The organism is Streptococcus mitis (genome assembly GCF_000722765.2).
GTDB lineage: Bacteria > Bacillota > Bacilli > Lactobacillales > Streptococcaceae > Streptococcus > Streptococcus mitis_AQ.
This window is the reverse complement of the sequence record NZ_CP028415.1, coordinates 1,200,580-1,225,516: the sequence shown is the minus strand read 5'-3', so window position 1 is coordinate 1,225,516 and position 24,937 is coordinate 1,200,580. Positions and strand designations below refer to the sequence as shown.

Sequence of the window (24,937 nt, the reverse complement as noted above, 5' to 3'; positions counted from 1 at the left end):
TGAAACTAAGGATACTAGGCAAAATTGGAGACTTTTGGCTCCAATTTTAGCAATGAAACAACGAAGTTGGTTGCTTGCGTGCCAATCACATAAGGCAAGCTGGAAAATAAAAAGATACTTTTCGGAGAAAAAACATGACAAAAAACTTATTAGTAGAACTCGGTCTTGAAGAATTACCAGCCTATGTTGTCACACCAAGTGAAAAACAACTAGGCGAAAAAATGGCAGCCTTTCTCAAGGAAAACCGCCTGTCTTTTGAAGCTATTCAAACCTTCTCAACACCACGTCGTTTGGCTGTTCGTGTGACTGGTCTAGCAGACAAACAGGCTGATTTGACAGAAGATTTCAAGGGGCCAGCAAAGAAAATTGCCTTGGATAGTGATGGAAACTTCACAAAAGCAGCTCAAGGATTTGTCCGTGGCAAAGGTTTGACGGTTGAAGATATCGAATTCCGTGAAATCAAGGGTGAAGAATATGTCTATGTCACTAAGGAAGAAATTGGTCAAGCAGTTGAAGCCATTGTTCCAGGTGTTGTAGATGTCTTGAAGTCATTGACTTTCCCTGTCAGCATGCACTGGGCTGGCAATAGCTTTGAATACATTCGTCCTGTTCACACTTTGACTGTTCTTTTAGAGGAAGAAGAGTTTGACTTGGATTTCCTTGATATCAAGGGAGGTCGTGTGAGCCGTGGTCATCGTTTCTTGGGACAAGAAACTAAGATTCAGTCAGCATTGAGCTATGAAGAAGACCTTCGTAAGCAGTATGTAATCGCAGATCCACGTGAACGCGAGCAAATGATTGTTGACCAAATTAAGGCAATCGAAGCTGAACACAGTGTACGTATCGAAATTGATGCTGATTTGCTTAATGAAGTCTTGAACTTGGTTGAATACCCAACTGCCTTTATGGGAAGTTTTGATGCCAAATACCTTGAAGTTCCAGAAGAAGTTTTGGTGACTTCAATGAAAGAACACCAACGTTACTTTGTTGTTCGTGATCAAGATGGAAAACTCTTGCCAAACTTCATCTCTGTTCGTAACGGAAACGCAGAACATTTGGAAAATGTCATCAAGGGTAATGAAAAAGTCTTAGTTGCCCGCTTAGAAGACGGTGAATTCTTCTGGCGTGAAGACCAAAAATTAGTTATTTCTGACCTTGTTGAAAAATTAAACAATGTGACCTTCCATGAGAAAATTGGTTCCCTTCGTGAACACATGATTCGTACTGGTCAAATCGCTGTACTTTTAGCTGAAAAAGCTGGTTTGTCAGTGGATGAAACAGTTGACCTAGCCCGTGCAGCAACCATTTACAAGTTTGACTTGTTGACAGGTATGGTTGGTGAATTTGACGAGCTCCAAGGAATTATGGGTGAGAAATATGCCCTTCTTGCTGGTGAAAGTCCAGCAGTGGCAGCTGCTATTCGTGAACACTACATGCCTACATCAGCTGAAGGAGAACTTCCAGAGAGCAAGGTCGGTGCAGTGCTTGCCATTGCAGATAAATTGGATACGATTTTGAGTTTCTTCTCAGTAGGCTTGATTCCATCAGGTTCTAATGACCCTTATGCCCTTCGTCGCGCGACTCAAGGTGTGGTTCGTATCTTGGATGCCTTTGGTTGGCACATTGCTATGGATGAGCTGATCGATAGCCTTTATGATTTGAAATTCGACAGCTTAACTTATGAAAATAAAGCGGAGGTCATGGACTTTATTAAGGCTCGTGTTGATAAGATGATGGGCTCTACTCCAAAAGATGTTAAGGAAGCGGTCCTTGCAAGTTCGAACTTTGTTGTGGCGGATATGTTGGAAGCGGCAAGTGCTCTCGTAGAAGCAAGCAAGGAAGAAGACTTCAAAACTTCTGTTGAATCACTTTCTCGTGCCTTTAATTTGGCTGAGAAGGCAAAAGGAGTTGCTACAGTCGATTCAGCTCTCTTTGAGAATGAAGAAGAGAAAACCTTGGCAGAAGCAGTAGAATCACTCGTTTTGTCAGGGACTGCCAGTCAGCAATTGAAACAGCTCTTTGCGCTTAGTCCAGTTATTGATGCCTTCTTTGAAAATACTATGGTTATGGCTGAAAATGAAGCAGTCCGTCAAAATCGTTTAGCTATCTTGTCTCATTTAACTCAAAAAGCAGCTAAACTTGCTCGTTTTAACCAAATTAACACTAAATAAAATTTGATAAACGGGACTTTATCTTATCACAAAGGAGAAGGAATGGATCCGAAAAAAATTGCTCGTATCAACGAGCTTGCTAAAAAGAAAAAATCAGAAGGCTTGACCCAAGAAGAAAAAGTGGAACAAGCTAAACTACGTGAGGAGTACATCGAAGGTTATCGTCGTACTGTTCGTCACCATATAGAAGGGATCAAAATTGTGGACGAAGAAGGAAACGATGTTACACCAGAGAAACTACGTCAAGTCCAACGTGAAAAAGGTTTACATGGCCGTAGTCTCGATGATCCAAATTCATAATAAGTATTCTTTCTTTTAACAAAGAAAGGTGAAATAATAATCAAAAGACTAGCAGATACAAACTGCTAGTCTTTTGTCACTAAAAAAGGAACCAAGATGGTTCCTAAAATTATTAGTTACTTGCGCCAGATGTAGCATCTGCGTCACCACCGTGACCTCCAGCATCACCTGCATCAGAAGCTCCAGATGTGGCATCTGCTCCGCCATGTCCTCCAGCAGGAGCTGCAGCATTTCCACCAACTAGACGTTGACCAGTTGTTTCTAAGTACCAATCAAGCCATGGTTGGAAATTAAAGATAATTTCATTAATTCCAGCATATGAACCATCTGGGTAGTACATTGCCTTGTAGTTATGAGTATTAATTACACCTTCTGGTTGTCCTGGAACAATTGTACGGACATATTCTTGGTCTCCGTTACGTAGTACACCGACAACCCATTCAACGTTTTTCATTCTTGCAGGTGGTAGGGAAGCATGTACTGTTCCTAGTCGGCTACCTGCTTGAACTCGCACACGTTTACCATACATTGTGTTTGGATCTTGATGTGCGTTATTATAGTACAAGAATTGGTTATTATCATCTGCATATGTCAACTCAAATGGCATTGCTTTCAAGAACATATCAATTTGGTTAACTGTCAAGATACCGTGGTCTAATTTAACATAAGTATCTCCAGAAACAGCTCCAACAAGCTCAGCTGCTTTTTCTACCCATTCAGGATCATCAGGGTCAACACCTTGAATTGTAGTTGCGATTGGATTTGTACAATATAAATCTTCTGGTGCGATTGGTTTTGGTTTTTTCAATTTTGAAACGACTCCCACATATTTTACAAAGTTGTCTAAACATGTTTCAAGGAAATTAATAGTTCCTTCATTTGTGATATTCCCATTAACATCAAATGCTTCTTTAGCTTTACCGAGAAGGAATTCATTTCCTGGAAGAGTATAGGCATTGACACCTGGAGCGTCAAGAATCTTACGAAGGTGAACTTGGGCACGAGAAGTACCTTGGTCGTAGTAAGAAGCACCTACAATCATGACTGGCTTGTTTTCAAATGGATGAACTTCGTATGAAAGCCATTCAAGAACAGATTTTAGGGAAGCTGAGATTGTGTGGTTGTGCTCAGGAGTAGCGATGATAACACCATCAGCACGAGTAATTTTGTTATATAAATAACGTAATTGGAAACTTTCGTCCCATTTTTCGTCTTGGTTAAACATTGGAACTTCGTCAATTTCAAGAACTTCTAATTCAAATTTAAGTTTGAAATGACGACGGATAAATTCCAAGAGTTTACGGTTATATGATTGATCGTAGTTTGATCCTACAAGTCCAACAAATTTCATTCTTTTTGGTCTCCTATCTTACAAATTTTCCCAGTCAAAGTCTTCAGCATCTTTGCGAAGTAGTTCTTGTGCGTTACGCAATTTTTCAGTGATTTTTACAAAGATACGGAAGTCGTCAAAAGTAGCATCCAGTTTTTTGATAACATCAAGATCTACTAGGTCTCCACTTGGGGTGAAGGCTTGAAGAGAATGTGAAAGCAAGAATTCATCTGGAAGGACACTTGCTTTAATTTCTGGAGCATTCAAGATTTGGCGAAGTTGTAATTGGGCACGTGATGAACCAAGCGTACCATATGAAGCACCTGTAATCATGATTGGTTTATTCAAAAGTGGGTAGATACCATAAGACAACCAAGCAAGAGCGCTCATCAAAACAGCTGGGATAGAGTGGTCATACTCAGGAGTACCGATAATAACGCCATCTGCCTCTTCAATTTTAGCAGCTATTTCTAGAATTTCAGCAGGTACTTTCTTGTCTGCTGGTTTGTTGAAGACAGGAATGTCTTTAATTTCAACAAGTTCAATTTCAACTTTTTCAGCAAAGTGTTTTTGCATGTATTGAAGCAATTGACGGTTTGTAGAACGTTTTGAATTTGTTCCAACAATAGCAATAAGTTTTAACATGAGATTTCCTTTCTCTTTTTACATAATACGATTTTAAAACTCCATTGAAACAGTTGTTTCTATAGAGTAGGAATTCCTGAAGAATAACTTAGGTGACCTTCCTTATTAATCAGAATCGCTTCGATTCCCTCCAAACTTTCGACTTGCCAGAGGATAGAAGCAGGTCTTTCTCCAAAGAGTCGAGTTGTCCATATTTCACCATCGACTGATTTATCAGAGATGATTGTTAGACTAGCTAGTTCCGTTTCAACAGGATATCCTGTTTGGCTGTCAAAAATATGATGGTAATCTTTTCCATCGACAGTCAGGTGACGTTCATAAATGCCTGAAGTCACGACAGATTTATTGACAACAGGGATGGTCATTAAGTGATTTCCCCTCGGATTGGCTGGGTCTTGAATCCCGATTTGCCAAGGCTGATTTCCTCTTGCCTGATTTTTTCCAATAGTCAGGATATTCCCTCCCAGATTGATCAAGGCAGATGCTACCCCCTCTTTTCTAAGAAATTGGGCAACTTTATCTGCACTATAACCCTTGGCTAAACAACCAAGATCAATCTTCATTCCTTTTTGTGTTAAAAACACAGTGGAAGAGGAAGAATCTAACTCGATAGAATGAGGATTGATTAAAGGTAGCACCGATTCAATTTCTTGGGGTTGGGCGACCTTGGCATCTGAAAAACCGATGCGCCAGGTTTGAATCAAGGGACCAATGCTGATGTTGAGATGACTAGAGGGTGCTAGGCTATGCTCTAATCCAAGTGAAATCAATTCAAACAAATCTGGATGAACTTTGACTGGAGCTATTCCAGCCTGATAATTAATCTCCATTAACTCAGATTCTTGGCTATTGGCATTGAAGCGGTATTCTAGCTCTTTGAGCAACTCAAAGGATTTTTGGAGCAAGCTATCGGCTCGCTCATCTACTAATGAAATAGTGATAGTAGTCCCCATTAGCCGTTCAGAATGTGAACTAAGAGGCAAGCTACCAACTCCTTTCTCTTGTGAAAAGAAGGCTGAAATATAGTAAATTTATGAAAAATGAACCCTTTACATTTTCTTTCCATGATACTAGCATATCATAAAGTCAGCGTTTTCACAAATAAATTTTGTAAAGATGTCAAGAAATATGCTCAAGAAATGAAGAAAAATTGTAAGAATCCGTGTTAAGATACAGATTATTTACATTTTTTTACAAAAAAATCGGGAAAATTAGCAAAACTCTTGTAAACGCTAACAGTAAATGTTATACTAGAAGGGTAAATTTAAAATTGAAGGTAGGAATTTTTCTATGAGTAAAATCGTTGTAGTTGGTGCTAACCACGCTGGTACAGCATGTATTAATACTATGTTGGATAATTTTGGTAATGAGAACGAAATCGTTGTATTCGACCAAAATTCTAACATCTCTTTCCTAGGATGTGGAATGGCCCTTTGGAGGTGAACAAATTGACGGTGCTGAAGGCTTGTTCTATTCTGATAAAGAAAAATTGGAAGCTAAAGGTGCTAAAGTTTACATGAACTCACCAGTTCTTTCAATCGACTATGATAACAAAGTAGTAACAGCAGAAGTTGAAGGGAAAGAGCACAAAGAATCATACGAGAAATTGATTTTCGCTACAGGTTCTACACCAATCTTGCCACCAATAGAAGGTGTTGAAATTGTTAAAGGAAACCGCGAATTTAAAGCAACTCTTGAAAATGTACAATTCGTTAAATTGTACCAAAACGCTGAAGAAGTTATCAATAAACTTGCTGATAAGAGTCAACACCTTGACCGTATCGCCGTTGTTGGTGGTGGTTACATCGGTGTTGAACTTGCTGAAGCCTTTGAGCGTCTTGGAAAAGAAGTTGTCCTTGTTGATATCGTTGATACTGTCTTGAACGGCTACTATGACAAAGACTTCACACAAATGATGGCGAAGAACTTGGAAGACCACAACATTCGCTTGGCTCTTGGTCAAACTGTTAAAGCAATCGAGGGTGACGGTAAAGTTGAACGCTTAGTTACTGATAAAGAAACTTTCGATGTGGATATGGTTATCCTTGCAGTTGGTTTCCGTCCAAATACTGCTCTTGCTGATGGTAAGATTGAACTCTTCCGTAACGGTGCCTTCCTTGTAGACAAGAAACAAGAAACATCTATCCCAGGTGTTTACGCAGTAGGTGACTGTGCGACTGTTTATGACAACGCTCGTAAAGACACTAGCTACATCGCTCTTGCTTCAAATGCTGTTCGTACTGGTATCGTTGGTGCATATAACGCATGTGGACATGAATTGGAAGGAATCGGTGTTCAAGGATCAAACGGTATCTCTATCTACGGTCTTCACATGGTTTCAACTGGTTTGACACTTGAGAAAGCTAAAGCAGCAGGTTATAATGCAACTGAAACAGGCTTTAACGATCTTCAAAAACCAGAATTTATGAAGCATGACAACCATGAAGTTGCCATCAAGATTGTCTTTGACAAAGATAGCCGTGAAATTCTTGGTGCACAAATGGTTTCACACGATTCTGCAATCAGCATGGGAATCCACATGTTCTCACTTGCTATCCAAGAGCATGTGACAATTGATAAATTGGCATTGACAGATTTATTCTTCTTGCCACACTTCAACAAACCATACAACTACATCACAATGGCTGCACTTACAGCTGAAAAATAAAATTTGATGAACTATCTGGCCTTAAGCTAAGGTCAGATAGTTTTTTAGTCAATGTGTACCCATACAATTATCGTTTTTTTATCTTGTGATTCATTCTAATCTGACTTAAAATGAAATGGTAGCTACCAATATAAATAATGAGGATAAAATAAATGACTGAAAATCGTTATGAACTAAATAAAAACTTGGCACAGATGCTCAAGGGTGGGGTTATCATGGACGTTCAGAACCCTGAACAAGCCCGTATTGCAGAGGCCGCTGGTGCGGCAGCTGTGATGGCCTTGGAGCGGATTCCGGCTGATATTCGTGCAGCTGGTGGGGTTTCTCGCATGAGTGACCCAAAGATGATTAAGGAAATTCAAGAAGCAGTTAGCATTCCAGTGATGGCCAAGGTCAGAATCGGGCATTTTGTTGAAGCTCAGATTTTAGAGGCTATTGAGATTGACTATATCGATGAGAGTGAAGTTTTATCTCCAGCAGACGACCGTTTCCATGTGGACAAAAAAGAATTCCAAGTTCCTTTTGTCTGTGGAGCCAAGGATTTGGGAGAAGCCTTGCGTCGTATTGCTGAAGGAGCTTCTATGATTCGTACCAAAGGAGAACCGGGTACTGGGGATATCGTCCAAGCTGTTCGTCATATGCGTATGATGAATCAGGAAATTCGTCGTATTCAAAACTTACGCGAGGACGAACTTTATGTTGCTGCCAAGGACTTGCAAGTCCCTGTAGAATTGGTTCAATACGTCCATGAGCATGGAAAATTGCCAGTTGTAAACTTTGCGGCTGGAGGCGTTGCAACGCCAGCAGATGCTGCGCTGATGATGCAATTAGGGGCAGAAGGTGTATTTGTCGGTTCAGGTATTTTCAAGTCAGGCGATCCTGTTAAACGAGCAAGTGCTATTGTTAAGGCTGTGACTAACTTCCGTAATCCTCAAATCCTAGCTCAAATCTCTGAAGATTTAGGAGAAGCCATGGTTGGTATCAATGAAAATGAAATCCAAATCCTCATGGCAGAGCGAGGAAAATAGATGAAAATCGGAATATTGGCCTTGCAAGGGGCCTTTGCAGAACATGAAAAAGTGCTAGATCAATTAGGTGTCGATAGTGTTGAAATCAGAAATTTAGAAGATTTTCAGAAATCTCGGAGTGATTTATCGGGTTTGATATTACCTGGTGGGGAATCTACAACCATGGGCAAGCTTTTACGTGAGCAGGACATGCTGATTCCTATTCGAGAAACTATTCTATCTGGATTACCAGTGTTTGGGACCTGTGCGGGTTTAATTTTGCTGGCTAAGGAAATTACTTCTCAGGAAGAGAGTCATCTAGGAACTATGGATATGGTGGTCGAGCGAAATGCCTATGGGCGCCAACTAGGGAGTTTCTATACGGAAGCAGAATGTAAGGGAGTCGGTCAGATTCCAATGACTTTTATTCGCGGTCCGATTATCAGTAGTGTTGGAGAAGATGTAGAAATTCTAGCAACAGTTGATAATCAAATCGTTGCAGCCCAAGAAAAAAATATGCTGGTAACCTCTTTTCATCCTGAATTGACTGATGATGTGCGCTTGCACCAGTACTTTATCAATATGTGTAAAGAAAAAAGTTGAGACTGAGTTTCTCAACTTTTTTACATGTAATAAACAATGGCGATGTATTGGAGGGCAGATGCGGCTAGGATAAAAAGATGCCAAATCATGTGGAAATAAGGTTTCTTCTTGGCGTAAAATCCAGCTCCAACTGTATAACAAAGTCCGCCAGTTACCATGAGACTCCAGAAAATTGGCGTTGTTTGACTGATAATGGCAGGAATGATAGCTAAAACCAACCAGCCCATAATCAGGTAAAGAGCAAGGCTAAATTTCTCATTGACTTTTTTAGCAAAGATTTTATAGAGAATACCAAAAATGGTCGTTCCCCACTGGATGGCAATAATCAGATAACCAAACCAGTTATTCATCAAAGTCAATACGACCGGCGTGTAAGAACCTGCGATAGCCACATAAATCATTGAATGGTCGATGATCCGCAAGACATATTTATGGGTCGAACCATAGGCCATAGAGTGATAAATAGTGGATGATAGAAACATAAGAAAGAGACTGATAACGAAAATGGAAACGCCGATAGAGGATAAAAATCCGTGTGCTTCATAACTATAGGTGGATGAAATGGGGAGTAAGATGAGCATGATGACTGCACCTACAGCATGGGTCACACTATTAGCAATCTCCTCTCCAAAACTGAGTTGTTTGCTGAGTTTAAGACTAGTGTTCATTGGATTACCTCCTCTTGATTATGATGGATTAAGTCTAGGGTTTGGTGATAGAGTTTAACGGTTTGGCAGCTGGTTTGGATAATGGGGTTAGCTGGGTCAATCCCTTGGTTCATGTAGTCCACAAAAGCATCGTAGAGTTGCTCTGAACTTGCTTGACTTTGTAGAGTATTCAGTGTCTGAGCTATTTCTTGAATAGAAAATACAGACTTGAGGGTTGTGATAGCAATCAAACGGGCAATTTGTTGGCGTTGGTATTTTTTCTTGTCAGGCTTTGTCAGGTAACCATGTTTGACATAGTTATTGACCATAGATGCTGTCAGGCCCTTGTCTTTATCAGGAGAGATAGGGGCGCAGACCTGATTGACATAGAGCAAAACCTGGTCCAGATAGAGGTCAATGTTTGGAATTTCTGCCCATTTAGGGTAGGAAAAGGTAGTTTTCATTTTCAACTCCTTTTTATCTCGTTTTGATAACTAGATTATAAAATAACAAAAACAAAAAGTCAAGTTTTAACTGCTTGTGAAAAGGCTTAAATTATGCTATGATGGGAGAAACTAGTCAGAAAAGAGGAGAAAAGATGGAGATTCGTTTAGCTTTTCCAAATGAAGTAGATGCCATTATGCAGGTGATTGAGGAAGCCAAGAAATGTTTAGCAGATGCTGGTAGTGACCAGTGGCAAAATGGTTATCCAAATGCTAATATTATTATTGAGGATATAATCTCAGGTCAAGCCTATATAGCCTTGGAAGATGGAGAACTAGTAGCCTATGCTGCTGTGACTAAGAGTCCAGAGGAGGCCTATGAAGATATTTATGAGGGAAACTGGCAAGCTGGAGAGTCAGAATATCTAGTCTTTCACCGTATTGCTGTGGCAGCAGATGTGCAGGGACAAGGAGTTGCTCAAACCTTCTTAGAGGGCTTGATTGAAGGATTTGATTATCTAGATTTTCGCTCAGATACGCATGTTGCCAACAAGGTCATGCAACATATTTTTGAAAAACTTGGTTTTAAACAGGTTGGTAAAGTGCATGTTGATGGCGAACGCTTGGCCTATCAAAAATTGAAGAAATAATGCAAAAGAAGTATGCCAAAATGCTCTACTCTTCGCCAATTGGCCCCCTTTCTCTCGTAGCTGATGACCATTATTTGTATGGCATTTGGGTGCAGGAGCAGAAGTATTTTGAGAGGGGACTAGGAGATGACACGATAGAAGCAGTTGTTAGTCATCCCATTTTAGACCCAGTTATTGCTTGCTTAGATGCTTACTTTAAAGGCAAGTCTCGGGATTTATCCGACTTGCCCTTGGCTCCAATCGGAACGGATTTTGAAAAGCGAGTTTGGTCCTATTTACAGGGAATTCCTTATGGTCAGACAGTGACCTATGGACAAATAGCCCAAGACCTACAAGTGGCTTCTGCTCAAGCAATTGGTGGAGCTGTAGGACGAAATCCTTGGTCCATCCTTGTGCCTTGTCATCGTGTGCTGGGAGCAGGCAAGCGTCTGACTGGTTATGCCGCAGGGGTGGAAAAGAAATTCTGGCTCTTGGAGCATGAAGGAGCAGATTTTAAAGAATAAAATAGAAAGTGAAAGACATGTTAGAATTTATCGAATACCCAAAATGTTCAACTTGTAAAAAAGCAAAACAAGAATTAAACCAACTCGGTGTGGACTACAAAGCAGTTCACATTGTCGAAGAAACACCAAGCCAAGAAATGATTTTAAACTGGATAGAAACCTCAGGTTTCGAGTTGAAGCAATTTTTCAACACCAGTGGAATCAAATACCGTGAATTAGGGCTGAAAGATAAGGTAGGAAGTCTGTCAAACCAAGAAGCAGCCGAGTTGCTAGCAAGCGACGGTATGTTGTTAAAACGACCGATTTTAGTAGAAAATGGAACTGTTAAGCAAATTGGTTATCGAAAATCTTATGAAGAATTGGGATTGAAATAGTTTTTATCTATCTCTTTGATAGATAAAATATATAGCCTCCCTGTTTCAAAGTATGATAAACTAGTAGGTAGACAAAGTCTGTACCTGACCGTAGCAAATAATTTCATTGACGGCAGAAGTATGGTAGAATGAATCATTATCAGGAGAGGATGTTTTTATGAATGTTACAACGATTTTAGCATCAGATTGGTACCAAAACTTGATGCAATTGATTCCGGATGGCAAGCTTTTTAGCTTGCGTTCGGTCTTTGATGGGATTCCAAGAATTGTCCAACAACTTCCAACAACGATTATGTTGACAATTGGTGGTGCTCTTTTTGGCTTGGTTTTGGCACTTCTTTTTGCCATTGTGAAAATCAATCGTGTCAAAATTTTATATCCCTTGCAGGCCTTCTTTGTTAGTTTCTTAAAAGGGACACCGATTTTAGTGCAACTCATGTTGACCTACTACGGAATTCCTTTGGCTTTAAAAGCTCTCAATCAGCAATGGGGTACAGGTCTCAATATCAATGCGATTCCAGCTGCTGCTTTTGCGATTGTTGCTTTTGCTTTTAATGAGGCAGCTTATGCTAGTGAAACCATTCGTGCAGCCATTCTCTCAGTAAATCCTGGTGAGATTGAGGCGGCACGCAGTCTGGGTATGACCCGAGCACAAGTTTATCGTCGCGTGATTATTCCAAATGCAGCAGTTGTGGCAACTCCAACCTTAATCAATTCCCTAATCGGCTTGACCAAGGGAACTTCCCTAGCCTTTAGTGCGGGTGTTGTGGAAGTCTTTGCCCAAGCTCAGATTTTGGGTGGTGCTGATTACCGCTATTTTGAACGCTTTATCTCCGTTGCCCTTGTTTATTGGGTAGTCAATATCGGAATTGAAAGTCTCGGTCGTTTCATCGAGAGAAAAATGGCTATTTCTGCACCCGATACAGTGCAAACAGATGTGAAAGGAGACCTTCGTTAATGATTAAGATTTCGAATTTAAGCAAATCCTTTTCAGGACAGACTGTCTTGGATCATCTGAACTTGGATATTCAAAAAGGCGAAGTTGTCGCCTTGATTGGTTCTTCAGGAGCTGGAAAATCAACCTTCCTTCGCAGTCTCAATTATCTTGAAACGCCTGACAGTGGCTCGATTCAGATTGATGATTTCTCAGTTGATTTTTCTAAAATTACTCAAGAAGAAATCCTTGCCCTACGCCGTAAGTTGTCTATGGTATTTCAGCAGTTTAATTTGTTTGAACGCCGAACAGCACTTGATAATGTAAAAGAAGGCTTGGTTGTTGTCAAGAAATTGTCTGATCAAGAAGCGACTAAGATTGCCAAGGAAGAGTTGGCTAAGGTTGGGCTTTCTGATCGTGAAAACCATTATCCTCGCCATTTATCAGGTGGACAAAAGCAACGGGTTGCCCTAGCTCGCGCGCTTGCTATGAAACCAGATGTCTTGCTCTTAGACGAACCAACTTCAGCCCTTGACCCAGAATTGGTCGGTGAAGTAGAAAAGTCTATTGCAGATGCTGCTAAGTCAGGTCAAACCATGATTTTGGTCAGTCATGACATGTCCTTTGTAGCCCAAGTGGCTGATAAGATTCTCTTCTTAGATAAGGGGAAAATCATCGAGTCTGGAACACCGGATGAGATTATCCACCATCCTAAAGAAGAGCGGACAAAAGAATTCTTTGCTAGTTACAAACGGACTTATATTTGATATAATAGATAAAGGAAAACTCAGTTAGCTGGACTAGCTGAGTTTACTCTTTAAAAAAGATAGAAATGAGAGAAATCATGCTACTGCAACTATTTTCTTTATATTTCGAGAGTTTGATCTTGACCACCATCCTCGTCCTGATTTTTTTAGGGATTTGGATTGGACTGAGAGCCATGTCGGGAGTTGATAAGACAGCCAAGGCTCGCCAAGCCCATCTCTATGATATGATTATGATTGGGGTCTTGGTTGTTCCAGTATTATCGTTTGCGGTTATGAGTTTAATTCTTGTTTTCAAGGCATAATTCTTGCGTGATTGACAAGAAAGAGTTAGAATAAAGATAGTTACAACAAGAAAGAAGGAATCTATATGTACGATACTATTATTATCGGTGCTGGACCTGCAGGGATGACTGCGGCCTTGTATGCTGCTCGAAGCAATTTAAAAGTAGCCTTGATTGAAGGTGGTCTGCCAGGTGGTCAGATGAATAATACATCTGATATTGAAAATTACCCTGGATACGCTAATATTAGTGGGCCAGAATTGGCTGAAAAGATGTTTGAACCGCTTGAAAATCTTGGTGTTGAGCACATTTATGGTTATGTTGAAAATGTAGAAGACCATGGTGATTTTAAGAAAGTGATTACTGATGACCAAACATATGAAACACGTACAGTTATCATAGCAACTGGTTCTAAACACCGTCCTTTGGGAGTGCCTGGAGAAGAAGAACTGAACAGTCGTGGTGTTTCTTACTGTGCCGTGTGTGATGGTGCTTTTTTCCGTGACCAAGATTTGTTGGTAGTCGGTGGTGGAGATTCAGCTGTTGAAGAAGCCCTCTTCTTAACTCGTTTTGCCAAGACTGTTACCATTGTTCACCGTCGTGATCAACTTCGCGCCCAAAAAGTTTTACAAGACCGTGCCTTTGCGAATGAGAAAATCAGCTTTATCTGGGATTCTGTAGTGAAGGAAATCAAGGGTGAAAACCGAGTAGAATCTGTCGTATTTGAAAATGTGAAAACAGGTCAAGTGACAGAACAAGCCTTCGGTGGTGTCTTTATCTATGTTGGCTTGGACCCTCTTAGCGATTTTGTTAAAGAATTGAATATCCAAGATCAGGCTGGATGGATTGTGACAGATAACCACATGAAAACTGTAGTTGATGGTATCTTTGCCGTTGGAGATGTTCGCTTGAAAGACCTTCGCCAAGTAACAACAGCAGTTGGAGATGGAGCTATCGCTGGTCAAGAAGCCTATAAATTTATCACAGAACATAGTTAATACACTTCGAAAATCTCTTCAAACCACGTCAACTTCGCTTTGCCGTATATATGTTACTGACTTCGTCAGTTCTATCTGCAACCTCAAAACAGTGTTTTGAGCTGACTTCGTCAGTTCTATCTGCAACCTCAAAACAGTGTTTTGAGCTGACTTCGTCAGTTCTATCTGCAACCTCAAAACAGTGTTTTGAGCTGACTTCGTCAGTTCTATCTGCAACCTCAAAACAGTGTTTTGATCTGACTTCGTCAGTTCTATCCACAACCTCAAAACAGTGTTTTGAGCTGACTTCGTCAGTCTTATCTACAACCTTAAAGCAGTGCTTTGAGCTGTCTATAGCTAGCTTCCTAGTTTGCTCTTTGATTTTCATTGAGTATAATCATAAAAAAGTTTCCAATCAGATGACTGGAAACTTTTTTTATAGTCTATTTCGGAAAACTTCGTACATGAGAATGGCTGCAGCAACACTGGCATTGAGGCTTTGAACATGTCCATTCATAGGAATGGTAATCATTTCATCGACCTGTTTTTTGATGTTGCTAGAAATGCCTTTTCCTTCATTTCCGATAATGAGGGCGATTTTCCCTTTTGTATTCCACTTGTGGCAAGGAGTACCGTTCATATCCGTTCCAAAGGTCCAGAAGCCTTCATCCTTGAGTTTGTCCAGAGTTTGGCTTAGATTGGTCACTCGCGCAATTGGAACGTGCTCAATAGCACCTGTGGCCGTTTTGGCAACAACAGGAGTAACTCCGACAGCACGGTGCTTGGGAATGATGACTCCTGAAACATTGGTAGCATCAGCGGTTCTTAAGATGGAGCCTAAGTTGTGAGGGTCAGTTAGTCCGTCCAGAATCAATAGAAGTGGATTTTCTTCTTGACGTGTTTTTGAAAGAATGTGATCCAGCTCGCTGTAGGCAAATTCAGATACTCGTAGAACAAAACCTTGGTGAACAGCACCTTCAGTCATCTCAGAGAGGGATTTTTTTGATGTCCAAGAAATGGACACCTTCTTTTCTGTAGCCAGTTCCTTGACTTTCTCAAGATTCTTACCTCGGAGATCTTCTTGGAGGTAAAGTTTGTTTCCTGTGTTTGCAAGGAGGGCTTCGGTAACGGCGTGGACGCCATAGACAATATCATTTGTTTTCATGCCTCTATTATAACACAAAACCCCGTCTTGCAACGGGATTTTCTTTATTCTAGAATCAGTAAACCATCTTTAACTGCAAATGGGTCTTTTTCATTGATACGATCGTAAAACATGATACCGTTAATGTGGTCAATTTCATGCTGAACAACGATGGAGTTGTAGCCTTTGAGCTTGATACGGTGTTTTTCTCCATCCTTGTCAAAGTAGTCAACGGTAACGCGGGCATGGCGAACAACATAGCCAGGCACGTTACGGTCAACAGATAGGCAACCTTCTCCTTCGCCAAGAGCAGCATCTTGAACAGAGTGAGAGACGATTTTTGGATTGTACATAATAGCTTGCAAGTCGTAAGCTTCCTGTGGAGTTTCGCCTTCTTCGACAATGTTTGGCACCAAAACAGCGATAATGCGTTTTGAGATATCTAATTGAGGAGCAGCAAGTCCAACACCACCTCGGAGTCCCATTTTTTCAGCCATGACGGGATCTTGGGAATGTTTAAGAAATTGCATCATCTTTTCGCCAAGGATGATTTCCTGATCAGATAGGGGGAAAGTGACTTCCTCAGCAACCGCGCGTAGAGTAGGATTCCCTTCGCGGATAATATCGTTCATATCAATTAAGTGAGCAGCTTTTGTAATACGTTCTATAGCAGACATTTTCTCTCCTTTCATTACCTCTACATGATATCACAAAATGACAAGGATTGAAAGTATTACAGACTTTAGGATTTATAGAAAATAGATACGAAGTTCAATTCAATTGTGAAAGAAATACTTATCTGTGATATAATAAAAAGAAAAGGCTTGCATTAGAAAGGGAGAATGAAGATGCAAAGAAGACAAGATAGACATAAACGTGGACCAGTTTTTCGTTTTATGAGGGGTTTTGTAAACTTTTTTAGGAGTTATCGCAAGTGGAGTAATAAGGGATTTGTGGCGATACTTTTACTAGCAGTTGCTTTATCAATGGGCTTGGTCTTGTTGTTTGAAAGTTTCCAAGGAATCCCCTTGACCAGTCAAAAAAAGGATGCCGTTTCTCAAGAAGCAAATAAGACCAATCAAAATGCTAAAGATCAGGAAGAGGAAAGAACTGCTAGAATTATGGCCAACGGGGACCTCCTCTATCATATTCCCATCTATCGTTCTGCCTTAAAAGAAGATGGAACCTATGATTTTCATGAAAATTTTGATTATGTGAAACCATGGCTCAAACAAGCAGACTTGATTTTAGGTGATTTTGAAGGTACTGTGAACAAGGACCACTATTTGGCAGGTTATCCTCTCTTTAATGCACCTGGCGAAGTCATGGATGCCATCAAGGATGCCGGTTATCAAGTGCTAGACTTGGCGCATAACCATATCCTAGATTCACAAATAGAAGGTGTCGTTTCAACAGCAGATGCAATTGAAAAGGCAGGTATGACGCCTATTGGAGTGTATACGCATGAGTCCCGTGATCAAGCTCCACTGGTTATCAAGGAAGTGAATGGTATCAAGGTTGCACTTTTGGCTTATTCTTATGGTTTTAATGGAATTGAGCAAAGTATTTCTCAGGAAGATTATAATCGCTATCTTTCAGACCTAAATGAAGACAAGATGAAGGCTGAAATTGAACGGGCTGAGAAGGAAGCGGATATTACCATTATCATGCCTCAGATGGGTGTGGAGTATCGCTTGGAACCAACTGAAGAACAAAAGGTTCTTTATCACAAAATGATCGATTGGGGAGCTGATATTATCTTTGGAGGGCACCCTCACGTAGTTGAACCATCTGAAACGGTTGAAAAAGATGGAGACAAGAAACTCATTATCTATTCAATGGGGAACTTCATTTCCAATCAACGAATTGAAACCATGCAAGATGAAGAGAATGCTAAGTGGACAGAGCGTGGTGTTCTTATGGATGTGACCATTAAGAAAAAGGATGGCAAGACGACAATCGAAACTGCTAAAGCACATCCTTCTTGGGTAAATCGTACACCGAAAGGAACCTATTCTCCAGAAGGTTATCCACTCTTCCTTTACCAAACCTACATCTTAGAAGATTTTATCGAGGGTGGTAGTCATCGTGACCAGTTAGATGAAGCGACTAAGGAACGAATTGATACAGCCTATAAAGAAATGAACGAACATGTAGGATTGAAGTGGGATTAGCTTGAATCCAGAGGGAAGTAAATGACGATTAAAATAATTGCGACAGATATGGATGGGACCTTGCTGGATGCTAGAGGCCAGCTTGATCTTCCACGCTTGGAAAAGATTTTAGATCAGTTGGATCAAAGGGGTATTCGTTTTGTCATCGCGACTGGGAATGAAATTCACCGCATGAGGCAACTACTGGAGCACTTGGTTGATCGAGTGGTTCTGGTTGTTGCAAACGGTGCTCGTATTTTTGAAAACAATGAATTGATTCAAGCACAGACTTGGGATGATGCCATTGTCGATAAGGCTTTGGCTCATTTCAAGGGTCGAGCGTGTCAGGATCAGTTTGTTGTGACGGCTATGAAGGGTGGTTTCGTCAAAGAAGGTACGATTTTTACAGACCTTGAAAGTTTTATGACTCCAGAAATGATTGAAAAATTCTACCAACGGATGCAATTTGTGGACGAATTAACCTCTGACCTCTTTGGTGGTGTGCTCAAGATGAGTATGGTTGTTGGTGAGGAACGTTTGAATTCGGTCTTGGAAGAAATCAATGACCTCTTTGATGGCCGTGTTCGAGCTGTATCCAGTGGCTATGGTTGCATTGATATCCTCCAAGCTGAAATTCATAAAGCATGGGGCTTGGAAGAATTACTCAAGCGCTGGGACTTGAATCCTCAACAAATTATGGCTTTTGGTGACAGTGAAAATGATGTTGAAATGCTTGAAATGGCTGGAATTGCCTATGCGATGGAAAATGCTGATGATAAAGCCAAAGCTGTGGCGACTGCTCTAGCGCCAGCCAACAGCCAAGGAGGAGTTTATCAAGTCTTGGAAAACTGGTTAGAAAAAGGAGAATGAAGTGGCAGTACAGTTATTAGAAAATTGGCTCTTAAAGGAACAAGGCAAAATCCAAACCAAGTATCGTCACTTAAATCAAGTTTCTGTTGTAGAGCCAGACATTATTTTTATTGGGGATTCCATTGTCGAATATTATCCTCTGCAGGAACTATTTGGGATTTCAAAGACGATTGTCAATCGAGGCATTCGAGGTTATCAGACAGGGCTGTTACTAGAGAATCTAGATGCGCATCTTTACGGTGGAGTAGTAGATAAAATTGTCCTTTTGATTGGGACAAATGATATCGGAAAAGATGTGCCTGTGAATGAGGCTCTCAATAATCTTGAAGCTATCATTCAATCCATTGCTCGCGATTATCCACTGACAGAGATAAAATTGCTTTCTATTTTGCCAGTCAATGAGGGAGATGAGTACAAGCAGACAGTCTATATCCGCACGAATGAAAAAATTCAGAAATGGAATCAAGCCTATCAAGAGCTTGCTTCTGCCTATATGCAGGTAGAATTTGTGCCAGTTTTTGATAGTTTGACAGACCAAGCAGGTCAACTCAAAAAAGAATATACAACTGATGGACTGCACCTTAGTGTTACTGGTTATCAGGTTTTGACCAAAGTTTTGAAAGACTATCTTTTGTAGTTAGTTGATTTCCTTTTTGCATTTTTGTGTTAGATAAGGTATAATGGTTTTACTGTCTTTTGGGGTCGTTACGGATTCGACAGGCATTATGAGGCATATTTTGCGACTCGTGTGGCGACGTAAACGCTCAGTTAAATATAACTGCAAAAAATAACACTTCTTACGCTCTAGCTGCCTAAAAACCAGCAGGCGTGACCCGATTTGGATTGCTCGTGTTCAATGACAGGTCTTATTATTAACGAGATACGATCAAGTCTTGTCTAGCGGCTTGATAAGAGATTGATAGACTCGCAGTTTCTAGGCTTGAGTTATGTGTCGAGTGACTGTTAAACTAATACATAACCTATGGTTGTAGACAAATATGTTGGCAGGTGTTTGGACGTGGGTTCGACTCCCACCGGCTCCATTATTCCTTTGCATTCTTTTGCATTCCTTGGTAAAACGTTGTTAAATCAACGTTTTTTATTTTTGAGTTTGGTATTCCTTGGTATTCTTTTGCGAAAAAAGGATACAACAAAGGAGTCACAAAAAGGAGGCGAACCTCCTTAAAAATCAATATACTTCGCAAATCGTTCTCCGATGTCGTCTTTTGCTTGCTTAGTTATGTGTGTATAAACGTTCATGGTCGTCTTCAAGTCAGAATGTCCTAAGCGATGTTGGACTTGCTTCAAAGTCATACCAGCATCAAAACAAAGGCTGGCATGTGTATGTCTGAAGCCGTGGATTTTAATCGGACGCAGGTCGCTACCTTCCACAATTTTGATAAGCCACTTTCTGGGCAATGTACTTGGAATTGGCTTTTTAAACTCATTCTCAAAAATGTATTTGGTATCTGTATTTTGCTTTCTCCATTTTTTCAAAATACTTTTTGTCTTTTTGTCTAGACTGATTAGTCGATTGCTGCTGACCGTTTTGGTGTTGCCTATCTCTTCGCCTGCAAAACCTCTTGTAATTGCCTTGTTTATGTCCAGAGTATTATCATTTCAGTCACTCCATTCGAGAGCTAAAATCTCACCTTTCCGAGCCCCTGTGAAGGCTAGAAGGCGAAATAGAGTTATCTTATCTAGATCCTTTGTTTTAGCAACAAGTTTCAAAAACTTTTGAAGTTCGTTTTTGTTGTAAAAGTCGCTTTTGATATCAGATTTCTTTCTTGTTGAGGTAATCACGCTATCAACTGGATTGATTTCTATGTATCCATGTCGGATTGCATATTTGAAAACATTATTCATCAAACCCTTTAACTTACGACCATAGACTAATTTTCTAGACCATTCATTGGCCTGCTCTTGCATTTGAAGAGGAGTGATACTAGCTATTTTCCTATTGCCGAAAGCTGGATAGATGTGATTCTTAAAATTCCTAGAGGTCTTGATATAAGTGCTCTCTTGTACTGTCTCAGAATAATCATTAAGCCATTTTTTAGAAATTTCCTCAACCGTTATTTCTTTCTTAGTTTGCTCGCCACTCTCAATATCATCCTGAAGTTGAAGCAGTGCTGCTCTTGCTTTAGCTTTTGTAGCAAAACCATGGCGGGTAGCATATTGACTATATCCGTTCACTTTACCGATATACGCACGAAACATATAAGCTGTTTCTCCGTTTTTCTTTTTATAAGATCTAATTTCCATTGATTTTCACCTCATTTCTTGATAAAATGGGTACAAGAAAACTACCTTTTTAATGGTCGTTTTTTATATAGATATTCAAAACCTTTTCTAATTGCTTGCCTGCTAGTAGAAATTGTCTTTGAAAATCTCCGTCTAGTCACTTGCTACTGTCGCCAAACTTTCAGCAAGTGACTTTTTTTGGTTTTAAAAAGGGAAGCAACCGTTAAGTTACTTTCCCTGGCACGCTAAGGTGCAAAGTCTAAAATTATGAGGGATTGCCTCTAAGTAACTTAATTCTATCATGAAAATAAATTTATTCCAATCCGATGCCGACTTTAGCAGTCAATAAATAAGCACCATTTTCTTGTTTGCTAAATGTCAAAGTAACGCTTCGGATTTTTGTCCCTGCTGAAGAATATGAAACTGTTCTGCTTTCGTGATCATTGACAGTAGTAGTGTTTATACTATTTGGTTCTCCATGAACACTAACAATATCATCGTAGTTAGTTCCACCAGCTCCATAATTCGTGATGTCACCCATCTGAAGAGCGTCAAACTGTTCTTTTGTCCAGTTAAATTTAGCATCCTCTTCTTTTTGTGATGATTCGATAGAAGAACTTACTGAGCTGACAGTTTCTTCAACGTTTTTAGCAGCGTTATTCAAAGCACGGGCATACATCAATTGCGTAGCGATAACAATAACCATTGACACAACTGCTAAAACTGTACCAATGATAGCCAACATTTTTGGTCTTTTTCTGTTGATAGCTAGACCTATCAAGCCTAATATAAGCGCTAAGATAGCAATAACAAAAGATAGATTGTTAATAATAGGCATCCAAGACCCAAATAGAGCAATTGCTCCAAAAATAATAGCCAAAATACCTAAAACTTTGCGTTCTTCATTCATAATGAAACCTCTCCCAGCTTTTAATGTGGTTCAGTTATTGCACATTTTTTTATTTCCGTTTTACGCAACTATTTCCAAAATGGGAATAGTTGTTAAATAAAAAATTAAAAGCCCACCTCATAAGAGTAGGGCTAGAGATGTCCTCTTGGGACAGTATCATCTATTTTGTCGTCAAGCGACTTTATGATTTAATTCTAACCCTAATTTTAAAAAAAGTCAATTTTTTATTTAATATAAATCTAGTCCAAGAACTTCTTTTATCTTGTCTAGTAGTTTTTTATGGTCGTTTGTATCTAGCTTGTAAGCTGGTCTATAAACTTTATCATATAACTCTTTTCCCTCTGAATCTATCATTACTTGTCCATCGCTATCAGTCTTTTTCTTTGTTTTATAGACGATTTTCCGTTTGTCTATTTCTTGGATTTTTCGGATATAAGCATAAGCTTTTGGCTTGGAAGGAGTGTTTTGATATTTACTATTTTCAATCGTGATACCACCACGATATTTCTTTCCTGATTTTTTACCAGTTAAAGGTGCTACTAGGAGTGTCCCATCAGCTTTGTCAGGAGGTGTTAAGATGATAGCGTAGTGTTTTCCGTAAAATTCATTCCCACCTTTTTGTGGGAAGTTGATTAGATAAACTTCGCCTTGTTGAAATTTCATATAATGCTCCAGATAATAAAATAAGGTGTACCTATTAGAAGTACACCAGACCGTTTTGTCCTTGACGAACAAGGCTTTATAAGTAAATATCGTATCCTTGACGAACAAGGCTTTTGACATTATCAGTGTACTGCTTTTTTAACTTTTTGTCAAGTTTTTTGTTAAATTTATTTTTATTATTGTCAACTATTTCCATTTTGGAAACAGTTGTTTTTACTTGTTTATGTTATAATTATTTAAAAAGAGAGAGGAGAAAAAAATATGTTAAAAAAAGAGTTAAAAAATTTTATTGTATCGACATTTATATTTCTCTTAATTTTCAAGATTTTTTTCTCAATAACTACGATTTACATCACAAATAGCTATCTTTCAATAGCGATAACTACACTTGTCACATTTTTATTAAAAAAAATTATTTCTTTCGAGTCTAACTGATGTTAGACTTTTTTTATTCCTCAAACTTACCTGGTGGATTACTAGTAGCCTGTTGTACAACTGTTTTGTTTTCTATAGCAGCTGTTAGTTTTCTCGGAATACGAATTCCTAATTCAGATATTGGTACACCGAGTTCATCAGCTAGTTCTTTTGCTTGCTTAATCCGGTCGAGTTTGTTTTTTTGATAGTCTTGATACGTATTTATTAATCCTGGGACTTCAAGTTCTAATCCCATAACCTTTAGTTTCCCCCCACTTGTCAGAACAATTGCTCCACCAAGTATCATTGAAATTATAAGTCCATAGTTTACAGTATGCGTAATAAGTTCTATAATACCCTCGGACTGTACATTTATTTTTGAATCTACTCGTGTTTCAGGGAAAAGCAACCTTGTTAATAGAGAATATTGATAAACAAATTGACCCAAATAAACCCCTTGAATATCTTTTTCTTCTGTTACATGGTAGCTAATATATAGTTTTTCGTCTTCAATATAGCAAGGGAAAAGTGCGCGGTTAATGAACGGTTTATAATCATTTATATTTGATAGTGTTGCATGAGAATAAATCATTTTATACAATGCGCTGTCTGCATCGGAACGATTAAACCATCCTAACCAATGTACTTTCCACCTTTTTGCAAAGTCAGATCGACTATGCGTCAACTCTTCACTTTTGTATTGTTCAAGCTCATATTGATCGAGTTCGTAAAGTGGTCCAGTAACTTTACCAACTAAAAATCGTTCAGATCCTTCAGATGGGACAACAACTATATCGTTTTTCTTAATGTTATTTACAAAGCGAAGCAGTTGGCCTGCAGTGATACCATATTTGTTTTCAGATGGTTCTAAGTCATCTTGAAATGTTAGTTTTTCTTTTAAAATTTCTTTTAATATATTGGAGTTATTATCTGCTCGTCTAATATCTTCAAGGGTAATCTCATTCCATCCAATACCTATATAGCCATTTAGATTAAAATCCGTATAATATTCTCCAGAGTTAGCACGCACTAGCCAATAATCACTAGAAGAATCTAAAACAGGGATTTCTTTTTTTATATTTTCTATAATTTCTTTTAATTCTATTGTATTTTCCATCGGTCTACCTCGTTTAATTCCTATATAAATCCACGACTTCTCCAATGATTCGGAAGTCTGTTTCTGGTGTGATTGGCATATCCTTGTATGCAGGATTCAAGCTATGTAGGTAGGATTGTTCTGTATCAATGACTAGTTGCTTGATATATGCCTCTCCGTTGTAGTTAAACACTCCGATAACACCATCATTCAAATCAACACTTGTCTGGATAAATACTAGGTCGCCATCATGATAATCAGGTTCCATGGAGTCACCTTTAATCGGAATAACAAAGTCGGCATCAACATCCACTGGCAACTCAATCCGTTCCACTCGTATATCATTCAAATACTGCCCAGTACCAGCAGAAGCAGCGTGGTCGTAGTAGTCGTAACCATAGAGTTGAACAATTTTCTCTGATACTTCGTTTATCTTCGTTTTATCTTCATTTTTTTGCTCGTCTAGTTGCCTCTCGGCATAGGTTAGGACTTTGCCTTGTCTAGGCGGTGCTAGTTGGTCGTAGATTGATTGGATTTGGGAAGCGGTAGGAGTAATTTCAATAGATGAATCTTCACTTGCAAACCTCGGATCTAAAGTCGATTTTAATACTCCAAAATGATCAGCTATTTTTTGTACATTACCAGGTATAGGCAAAGAAGTTCCTTTTACATAGCCCGTTAAAGTGCTAGCAGGTATACCTGTCGCTCTGGACAATTCAACTTGCTTACAATTCCTATCCGACAAAATAGCATTTAGATTTGCGGAAAAGACCTTCATATCCTCTTTATCTTGAGGAGTTAATTTTCCTCGTCCTCTGGCCATTCTTTTTCTCCTTTTGTCTTTTACTATATAATAACGCTTATTTTCGTATTTGTAAATAAAAAATACGAAAAAAATACGAAAAAATTCTAAAAAAGTATTAATATACGATTTAATTCGTAGTACAATTAAATCAAGCTTAAGGAAAAGGAGGTAAGGCAAATGATGGAACACATCATAAAAAGCCTAGGAACAAAGGACACTGCAACCGTCATCTTGGCACTAGGCTTAGTCAGAGAAGCTCGTCTTTGGCATAAGCAGTACTTAGCATACAAGCTCAAAGACAAAGAGCTTAAGAAAAAGTAGAGAAAGGGGCAGAAGCC

General features: G+C 39.4%; 27 protein-coding genes, 1 other RNA gene and 2 pseudogenes. 17 read left to right on the top strand and 13 right to left on the bottom strand.

The window, feature by feature from the left end; all coding sequences use genetic code 11:
- Nucleotides 1–134: 134 nt before the first annotated feature.
- A complete protein-coding gene (glyS, locus tag SK637_RS06345) occupies nucleotides 135–2,171 on the top strand; it encodes a glycine--tRNA ligase subunit beta (protein WP_033689022.1) in 2,037 nt (678 codons plus the stop codon).
- 42 nt (nucleotides 2,172–2,213) lie between these two features.
- Nucleotides 2,214–2,471, top strand: coding sequence for a DUF896 family protein (locus tag SK637_RS06340; RefSeq protein WP_033689021.1), 258 nt, complete (start codon nucleotides 2,214–2,216; stop codon nucleotides 2,469–2,471).
- A 112-nt stretch (nucleotides 2,472–2,583) separates the two neighbouring features.
- Here SK637_RS06340 and SK637_RS06335 read toward each other — a convergent pair whose 3' ends face one another.
- Genes SK637_RS06335 through SK637_RS06325 form a run of 3 tightly spaced genes read right to left on the bottom strand, consistent with a single transcriptional unit; the run spans nucleotide 2,584 to nucleotide 5,429 of the window.
- The gene (locus SK637_RS06335) at nucleotides 2,584–3,822 is read right to left on the bottom strand and encodes an NAD(P)H-dependent oxidoreductase (protein WP_033689020.1); all 1,239 of its coding nucleotides are present in this window, start codon (nucleotides 3,820–3,822) and stop codon (nucleotides 2,584–2,586) included.
- Between the two features lie 18 nt (nucleotides 3,823–3,840).
- Complete coding sequence (locus SK637_RS06330) at nucleotides 3,841–4,446, bottom strand: NADPH-dependent FMN reductase (protein WP_033689019.1); 606 nt, start codon at nucleotides 4,444–4,446, stop codon at nucleotides 3,841–3,843.
- Nucleotides 4,447–4,505: 59 nt separating this feature from the next.
- Entirely contained in the window at nucleotides 4,506–5,429 is a 924-nt protein-coding gene (locus SK637_RS06325; RefSeq protein WP_033689018.1) for an FAD:protein FMN transferase, read from the bottom strand.
- Between the two features lie 307 nt (nucleotides 5,430–5,736).
- Between SK637_RS06325 and nox the strand changes: the two are divergent.
- From nox to pdxT, 3 genes and pseudogenes are all read left to right on the top strand, one after another.
- Nucleotides 5,737–7,114, top strand: a pseudogene (nox, locus tag SK637_RS06320) (H2O-forming NADH oxidase).
- A 152-nt stretch (nucleotides 7,115–7,266) separates the two neighbouring features.
- Nucleotides 7,267–8,142, top strand: coding sequence for a pyridoxal 5'-phosphate synthase lyase subunit PdxS (gene pdxS / locus SK637_RS06315; RefSeq protein ID WP_000138517.1), 876 nt, complete (start codon nucleotides 7,267–7,269; stop codon nucleotides 8,140–8,142).
- Nucleotides 8,143–8,724, top strand: coding sequence for a pyridoxal 5'-phosphate synthase glutaminase subunit PdxT (pdxT, locus tag SK637_RS06310; protein ID WP_033689016.1), 582 nt, complete (start codon nucleotides 8,143–8,145; stop codon nucleotides 8,722–8,724). It abuts the gene before it with no gap.
- A 20-nt stretch (nucleotides 8,725–8,744) separates the two neighbouring features.
- Here the strand turns inward: pdxT and trhA are convergent, their stop codons facing one another.
- The gene (trhA, locus tag SK637_RS06305; protein ID WP_001097996.1) at nucleotides 8,745–9,392 is read right to left on the bottom strand and encodes a PAQR family membrane homeostasis protein TrhA; all 648 of its coding nucleotides are present in this window, start codon (nucleotides 9,390–9,392) and stop codon (nucleotides 8,745–8,747) included.
- Nucleotides 9,389–9,835, bottom strand: a complete 447-nt coding sequence (locus tag SK637_RS06300) for a DUF1836 domain-containing protein (RefSeq protein ID WP_033689014.1) — start codon at nucleotides 9,833–9,835, stop codon at nucleotides 9,389–9,391. Before SK637_RS06300 ends, trhA begins: the two co-directional genes overlap by 4 nt.
- 134 nt (nucleotides 9,836–9,969) lie before the next feature.
- On the opposite strand from SK637_RS06300, the gene SK637_RS06295 reads away from it, so the two are divergent.
- The 7 genes from SK637_RS06295 (at nucleotide 9,970) to trxB (ending at nucleotide 14,321) form a co-directional block, all read left to right on the top strand.
- The gene (locus SK637_RS06295; protein WP_033689013.1) at nucleotides 9,970–10,464 is read left to right on the top strand and encodes a GNAT family N-acetyltransferase; all 495 of its coding nucleotides are present in this window, start codon (nucleotides 9,970–9,972) and stop codon (nucleotides 10,462–10,464) included.
- Complete coding sequence (locus SK637_RS06290; RefSeq protein WP_033689011.1) at nucleotides 10,464–10,967, top strand: methylated-DNA--[protein]-cysteine S-methyltransferase; 504 nt, start codon at nucleotides 10,464–10,466, stop codon at nucleotides 10,965–10,967. Before SK637_RS06295 ends, SK637_RS06290 begins: the two co-directional genes overlap by 1 nt.
- 17 nt (nucleotides 10,968–10,984) lie before the next feature.
- Nucleotides 10,985–11,341 carry an arsenate reductase family protein gene (locus SK637_RS06285; RefSeq protein WP_033689010.1) on the top strand — a complete coding sequence of 119 codons (357 nt, stop codon included), beginning with the start codon at nucleotides 10,985–10,987 and terminating at the stop codon, nucleotides 11,339–11,341.
- A 157-nt stretch (nucleotides 11,342–11,498) separates the two neighbouring features.
- Nucleotides 11,499–12,299: an amino acid ABC transporter permease gene (locus tag SK637_RS06280; protein WP_001103449.1), complete on the top strand. Its 801-nt coding sequence runs from the start codon at nucleotides 11,499–11,501 to the stop codon at nucleotides 12,297–12,299.
- Nucleotides 12,299–13,042 carry an amino acid ABC transporter ATP-binding protein gene (locus tag SK637_RS06275; RefSeq protein ID WP_000590982.1) on the top strand — a complete coding sequence of 248 codons (744 nt, stop codon included), beginning with the start codon at nucleotides 12,299–12,301 and terminating at the stop codon, nucleotides 13,040–13,042. Before SK637_RS06280 ends, SK637_RS06275 begins: the two co-directional genes overlap by 1 nt.
- A gap of 77 nt (nucleotides 13,043–13,119) precedes the next feature.
- Nucleotides 13,120–13,344 (top strand): DUF4059 family protein, encoded by a 225-nt coding sequence (locus SK637_RS06270; protein ID WP_000926599.1) that lies wholly within the window; start codon nucleotides 13,120–13,122, stop codon nucleotides 13,342–13,344.
- Between the two features lie 65 nt (nucleotides 13,345–13,409).
- Nucleotides 13,410–14,321: a thioredoxin-disulfide reductase gene (trxB, locus tag SK637_RS06265; protein WP_033689009.1), complete on the top strand. Its 912-nt coding sequence runs from the start codon at nucleotides 13,410–13,412 to the stop codon at nucleotides 14,319–14,321.
- A 28-nt stretch (nucleotides 14,322–14,349) separates the two neighbouring features.
- On the opposite strand, the gene SK637_RS10160 is transcribed toward trxB, so the two are convergent.
- The 3 genes from SK637_RS10160 to def are packed head-to-tail and all read right to left on the bottom strand — an operon-like array spanning nucleotide 14,350 to nucleotide 16,121.
- Nucleotides 14,350–14,688 (bottom strand): hypothetical protein, encoded by a 339-nt coding sequence (locus SK637_RS10160; RefSeq protein WP_033689008.1) that lies wholly within the window; start codon nucleotides 14,686–14,688, stop codon nucleotides 14,350–14,352.
- 48 nt (nucleotides 14,689–14,736) lie between these two features.
- Entirely contained in the window at nucleotides 14,737–15,465 is a 729-nt protein-coding gene (rlmB, locus tag SK637_RS06255; RefSeq protein WP_033688992.1) for a 23S rRNA (guanosine(2251)-2'-O)-methyltransferase RlmB, read from the bottom strand.
- 44 nt (nucleotides 15,466–15,509) lie between these two features.
- Nucleotides 15,510–16,121 (bottom strand): peptide deformylase, encoded by a 612-nt coding sequence (gene def / locus SK637_RS06250; RefSeq protein WP_001272956.1) that lies wholly within the window; start codon nucleotides 16,119–16,121, stop codon nucleotides 15,510–15,512.
- A gap of 171 nt (nucleotides 16,122–16,292) precedes the next feature.
- Here def and SK637_RS06245 point away from each other — a divergent pair, with 171 nt between their 5' ends.
- From SK637_RS06245 to ssrA, 4 genes are all read left to right on the top strand, one after another.
- On the top strand, nucleotides 16,293–17,618 hold the full coding sequence (locus tag SK637_RS06245) for a CapA family protein (protein ID WP_080710507.1): 1,326 nt from the start codon (nucleotides 16,293–16,295) through the stop codon (nucleotides 17,616–17,618).
- Between the two features lie 21 nt (nucleotides 17,619–17,639).
- The gene (locus SK637_RS06240) at nucleotides 17,640–18,467 is read left to right on the top strand and encodes an HAD family hydrolase (protein ID WP_033688991.1); all 828 of its coding nucleotides are present in this window, start codon (nucleotides 17,640–17,642) and stop codon (nucleotides 18,465–18,467) included.
- A gap of 1 nt (nucleotide 18,468) precedes the next feature.
- Nucleotides 18,469–19,104: an SGNH/GDSL hydrolase family protein gene (locus SK637_RS06235; RefSeq protein ID WP_033688990.1), complete on the top strand. Its 636-nt coding sequence runs from the start codon at nucleotides 18,469–18,471 to the stop codon at nucleotides 19,102–19,104.
- A 61-nt stretch (nucleotides 19,105–19,165) separates the two neighbouring features.
- Nucleotides 19,166–19,513: a transfer-messenger RNA gene (gene ssrA / locus SK637_RS06230) on the top strand.
- Nucleotides 19,514–19,649: 136 nt separating this feature from the next.
- Here the strand turns inward: ssrA and SK637_RS06225 are convergent.
- From SK637_RS06225 to SK637_RS06205, 5 genes and pseudogenes are all read right to left on the bottom strand, one after another.
- Nucleotides 19,650–20,732, bottom strand: a pseudogene (locus SK637_RS06225) (tyrosine-type recombinase/integrase).
- A gap of 292 nt (nucleotides 20,733–21,024) precedes the next feature.
- Nucleotides 21,025–21,621 (bottom strand): CD20-like domain-containing protein, encoded by a 597-nt coding sequence (locus SK637_RS06220; protein ID WP_001001539.1) that lies wholly within the window; start codon nucleotides 21,619–21,621, stop codon nucleotides 21,025–21,027.
- A 228-nt stretch (nucleotides 21,622–21,849) separates the two neighbouring features.
- Entirely contained in the window at nucleotides 21,850–22,284 is a 435-nt protein-coding gene (locus SK637_RS06215; protein WP_033688988.1) for a type II toxin-antitoxin system PemK/MazF family toxin, read from the bottom strand.
- Between the two features lie 448 nt (nucleotides 22,285–22,732).
- On the bottom strand, nucleotides 22,733–23,815 hold the full coding sequence (locus SK637_RS06210) for a hypothetical protein (protein WP_000432060.1): 1,083 nt from the start codon (nucleotides 23,813–23,815) through the stop codon (nucleotides 22,733–22,735).
- A 13-nt stretch (nucleotides 23,816–23,828) separates the two neighbouring features.
- A complete protein-coding gene (locus SK637_RS06205) occupies nucleotides 23,829–24,617 on the bottom strand; it encodes a S24 family peptidase (protein WP_000090697.1) in 789 nt (262 codons plus the stop codon).
- A gap of 159 nt (nucleotides 24,618–24,776) precedes the next feature.
- On the opposite strand from SK637_RS06205, the gene SK637_RS09900 reads away from it, so the two are divergent.
- Nucleotides 24,777–24,920 carry a hypothetical protein gene (locus SK637_RS09900; RefSeq protein WP_000969965.1) on the top strand — a complete coding sequence of 48 codons (144 nt, stop codon included), beginning with the start codon at nucleotides 24,777–24,779 and terminating at the stop codon, nucleotides 24,918–24,920.
- Nucleotides 24,921–24,937 lie beyond the last annotated feature (17 nt).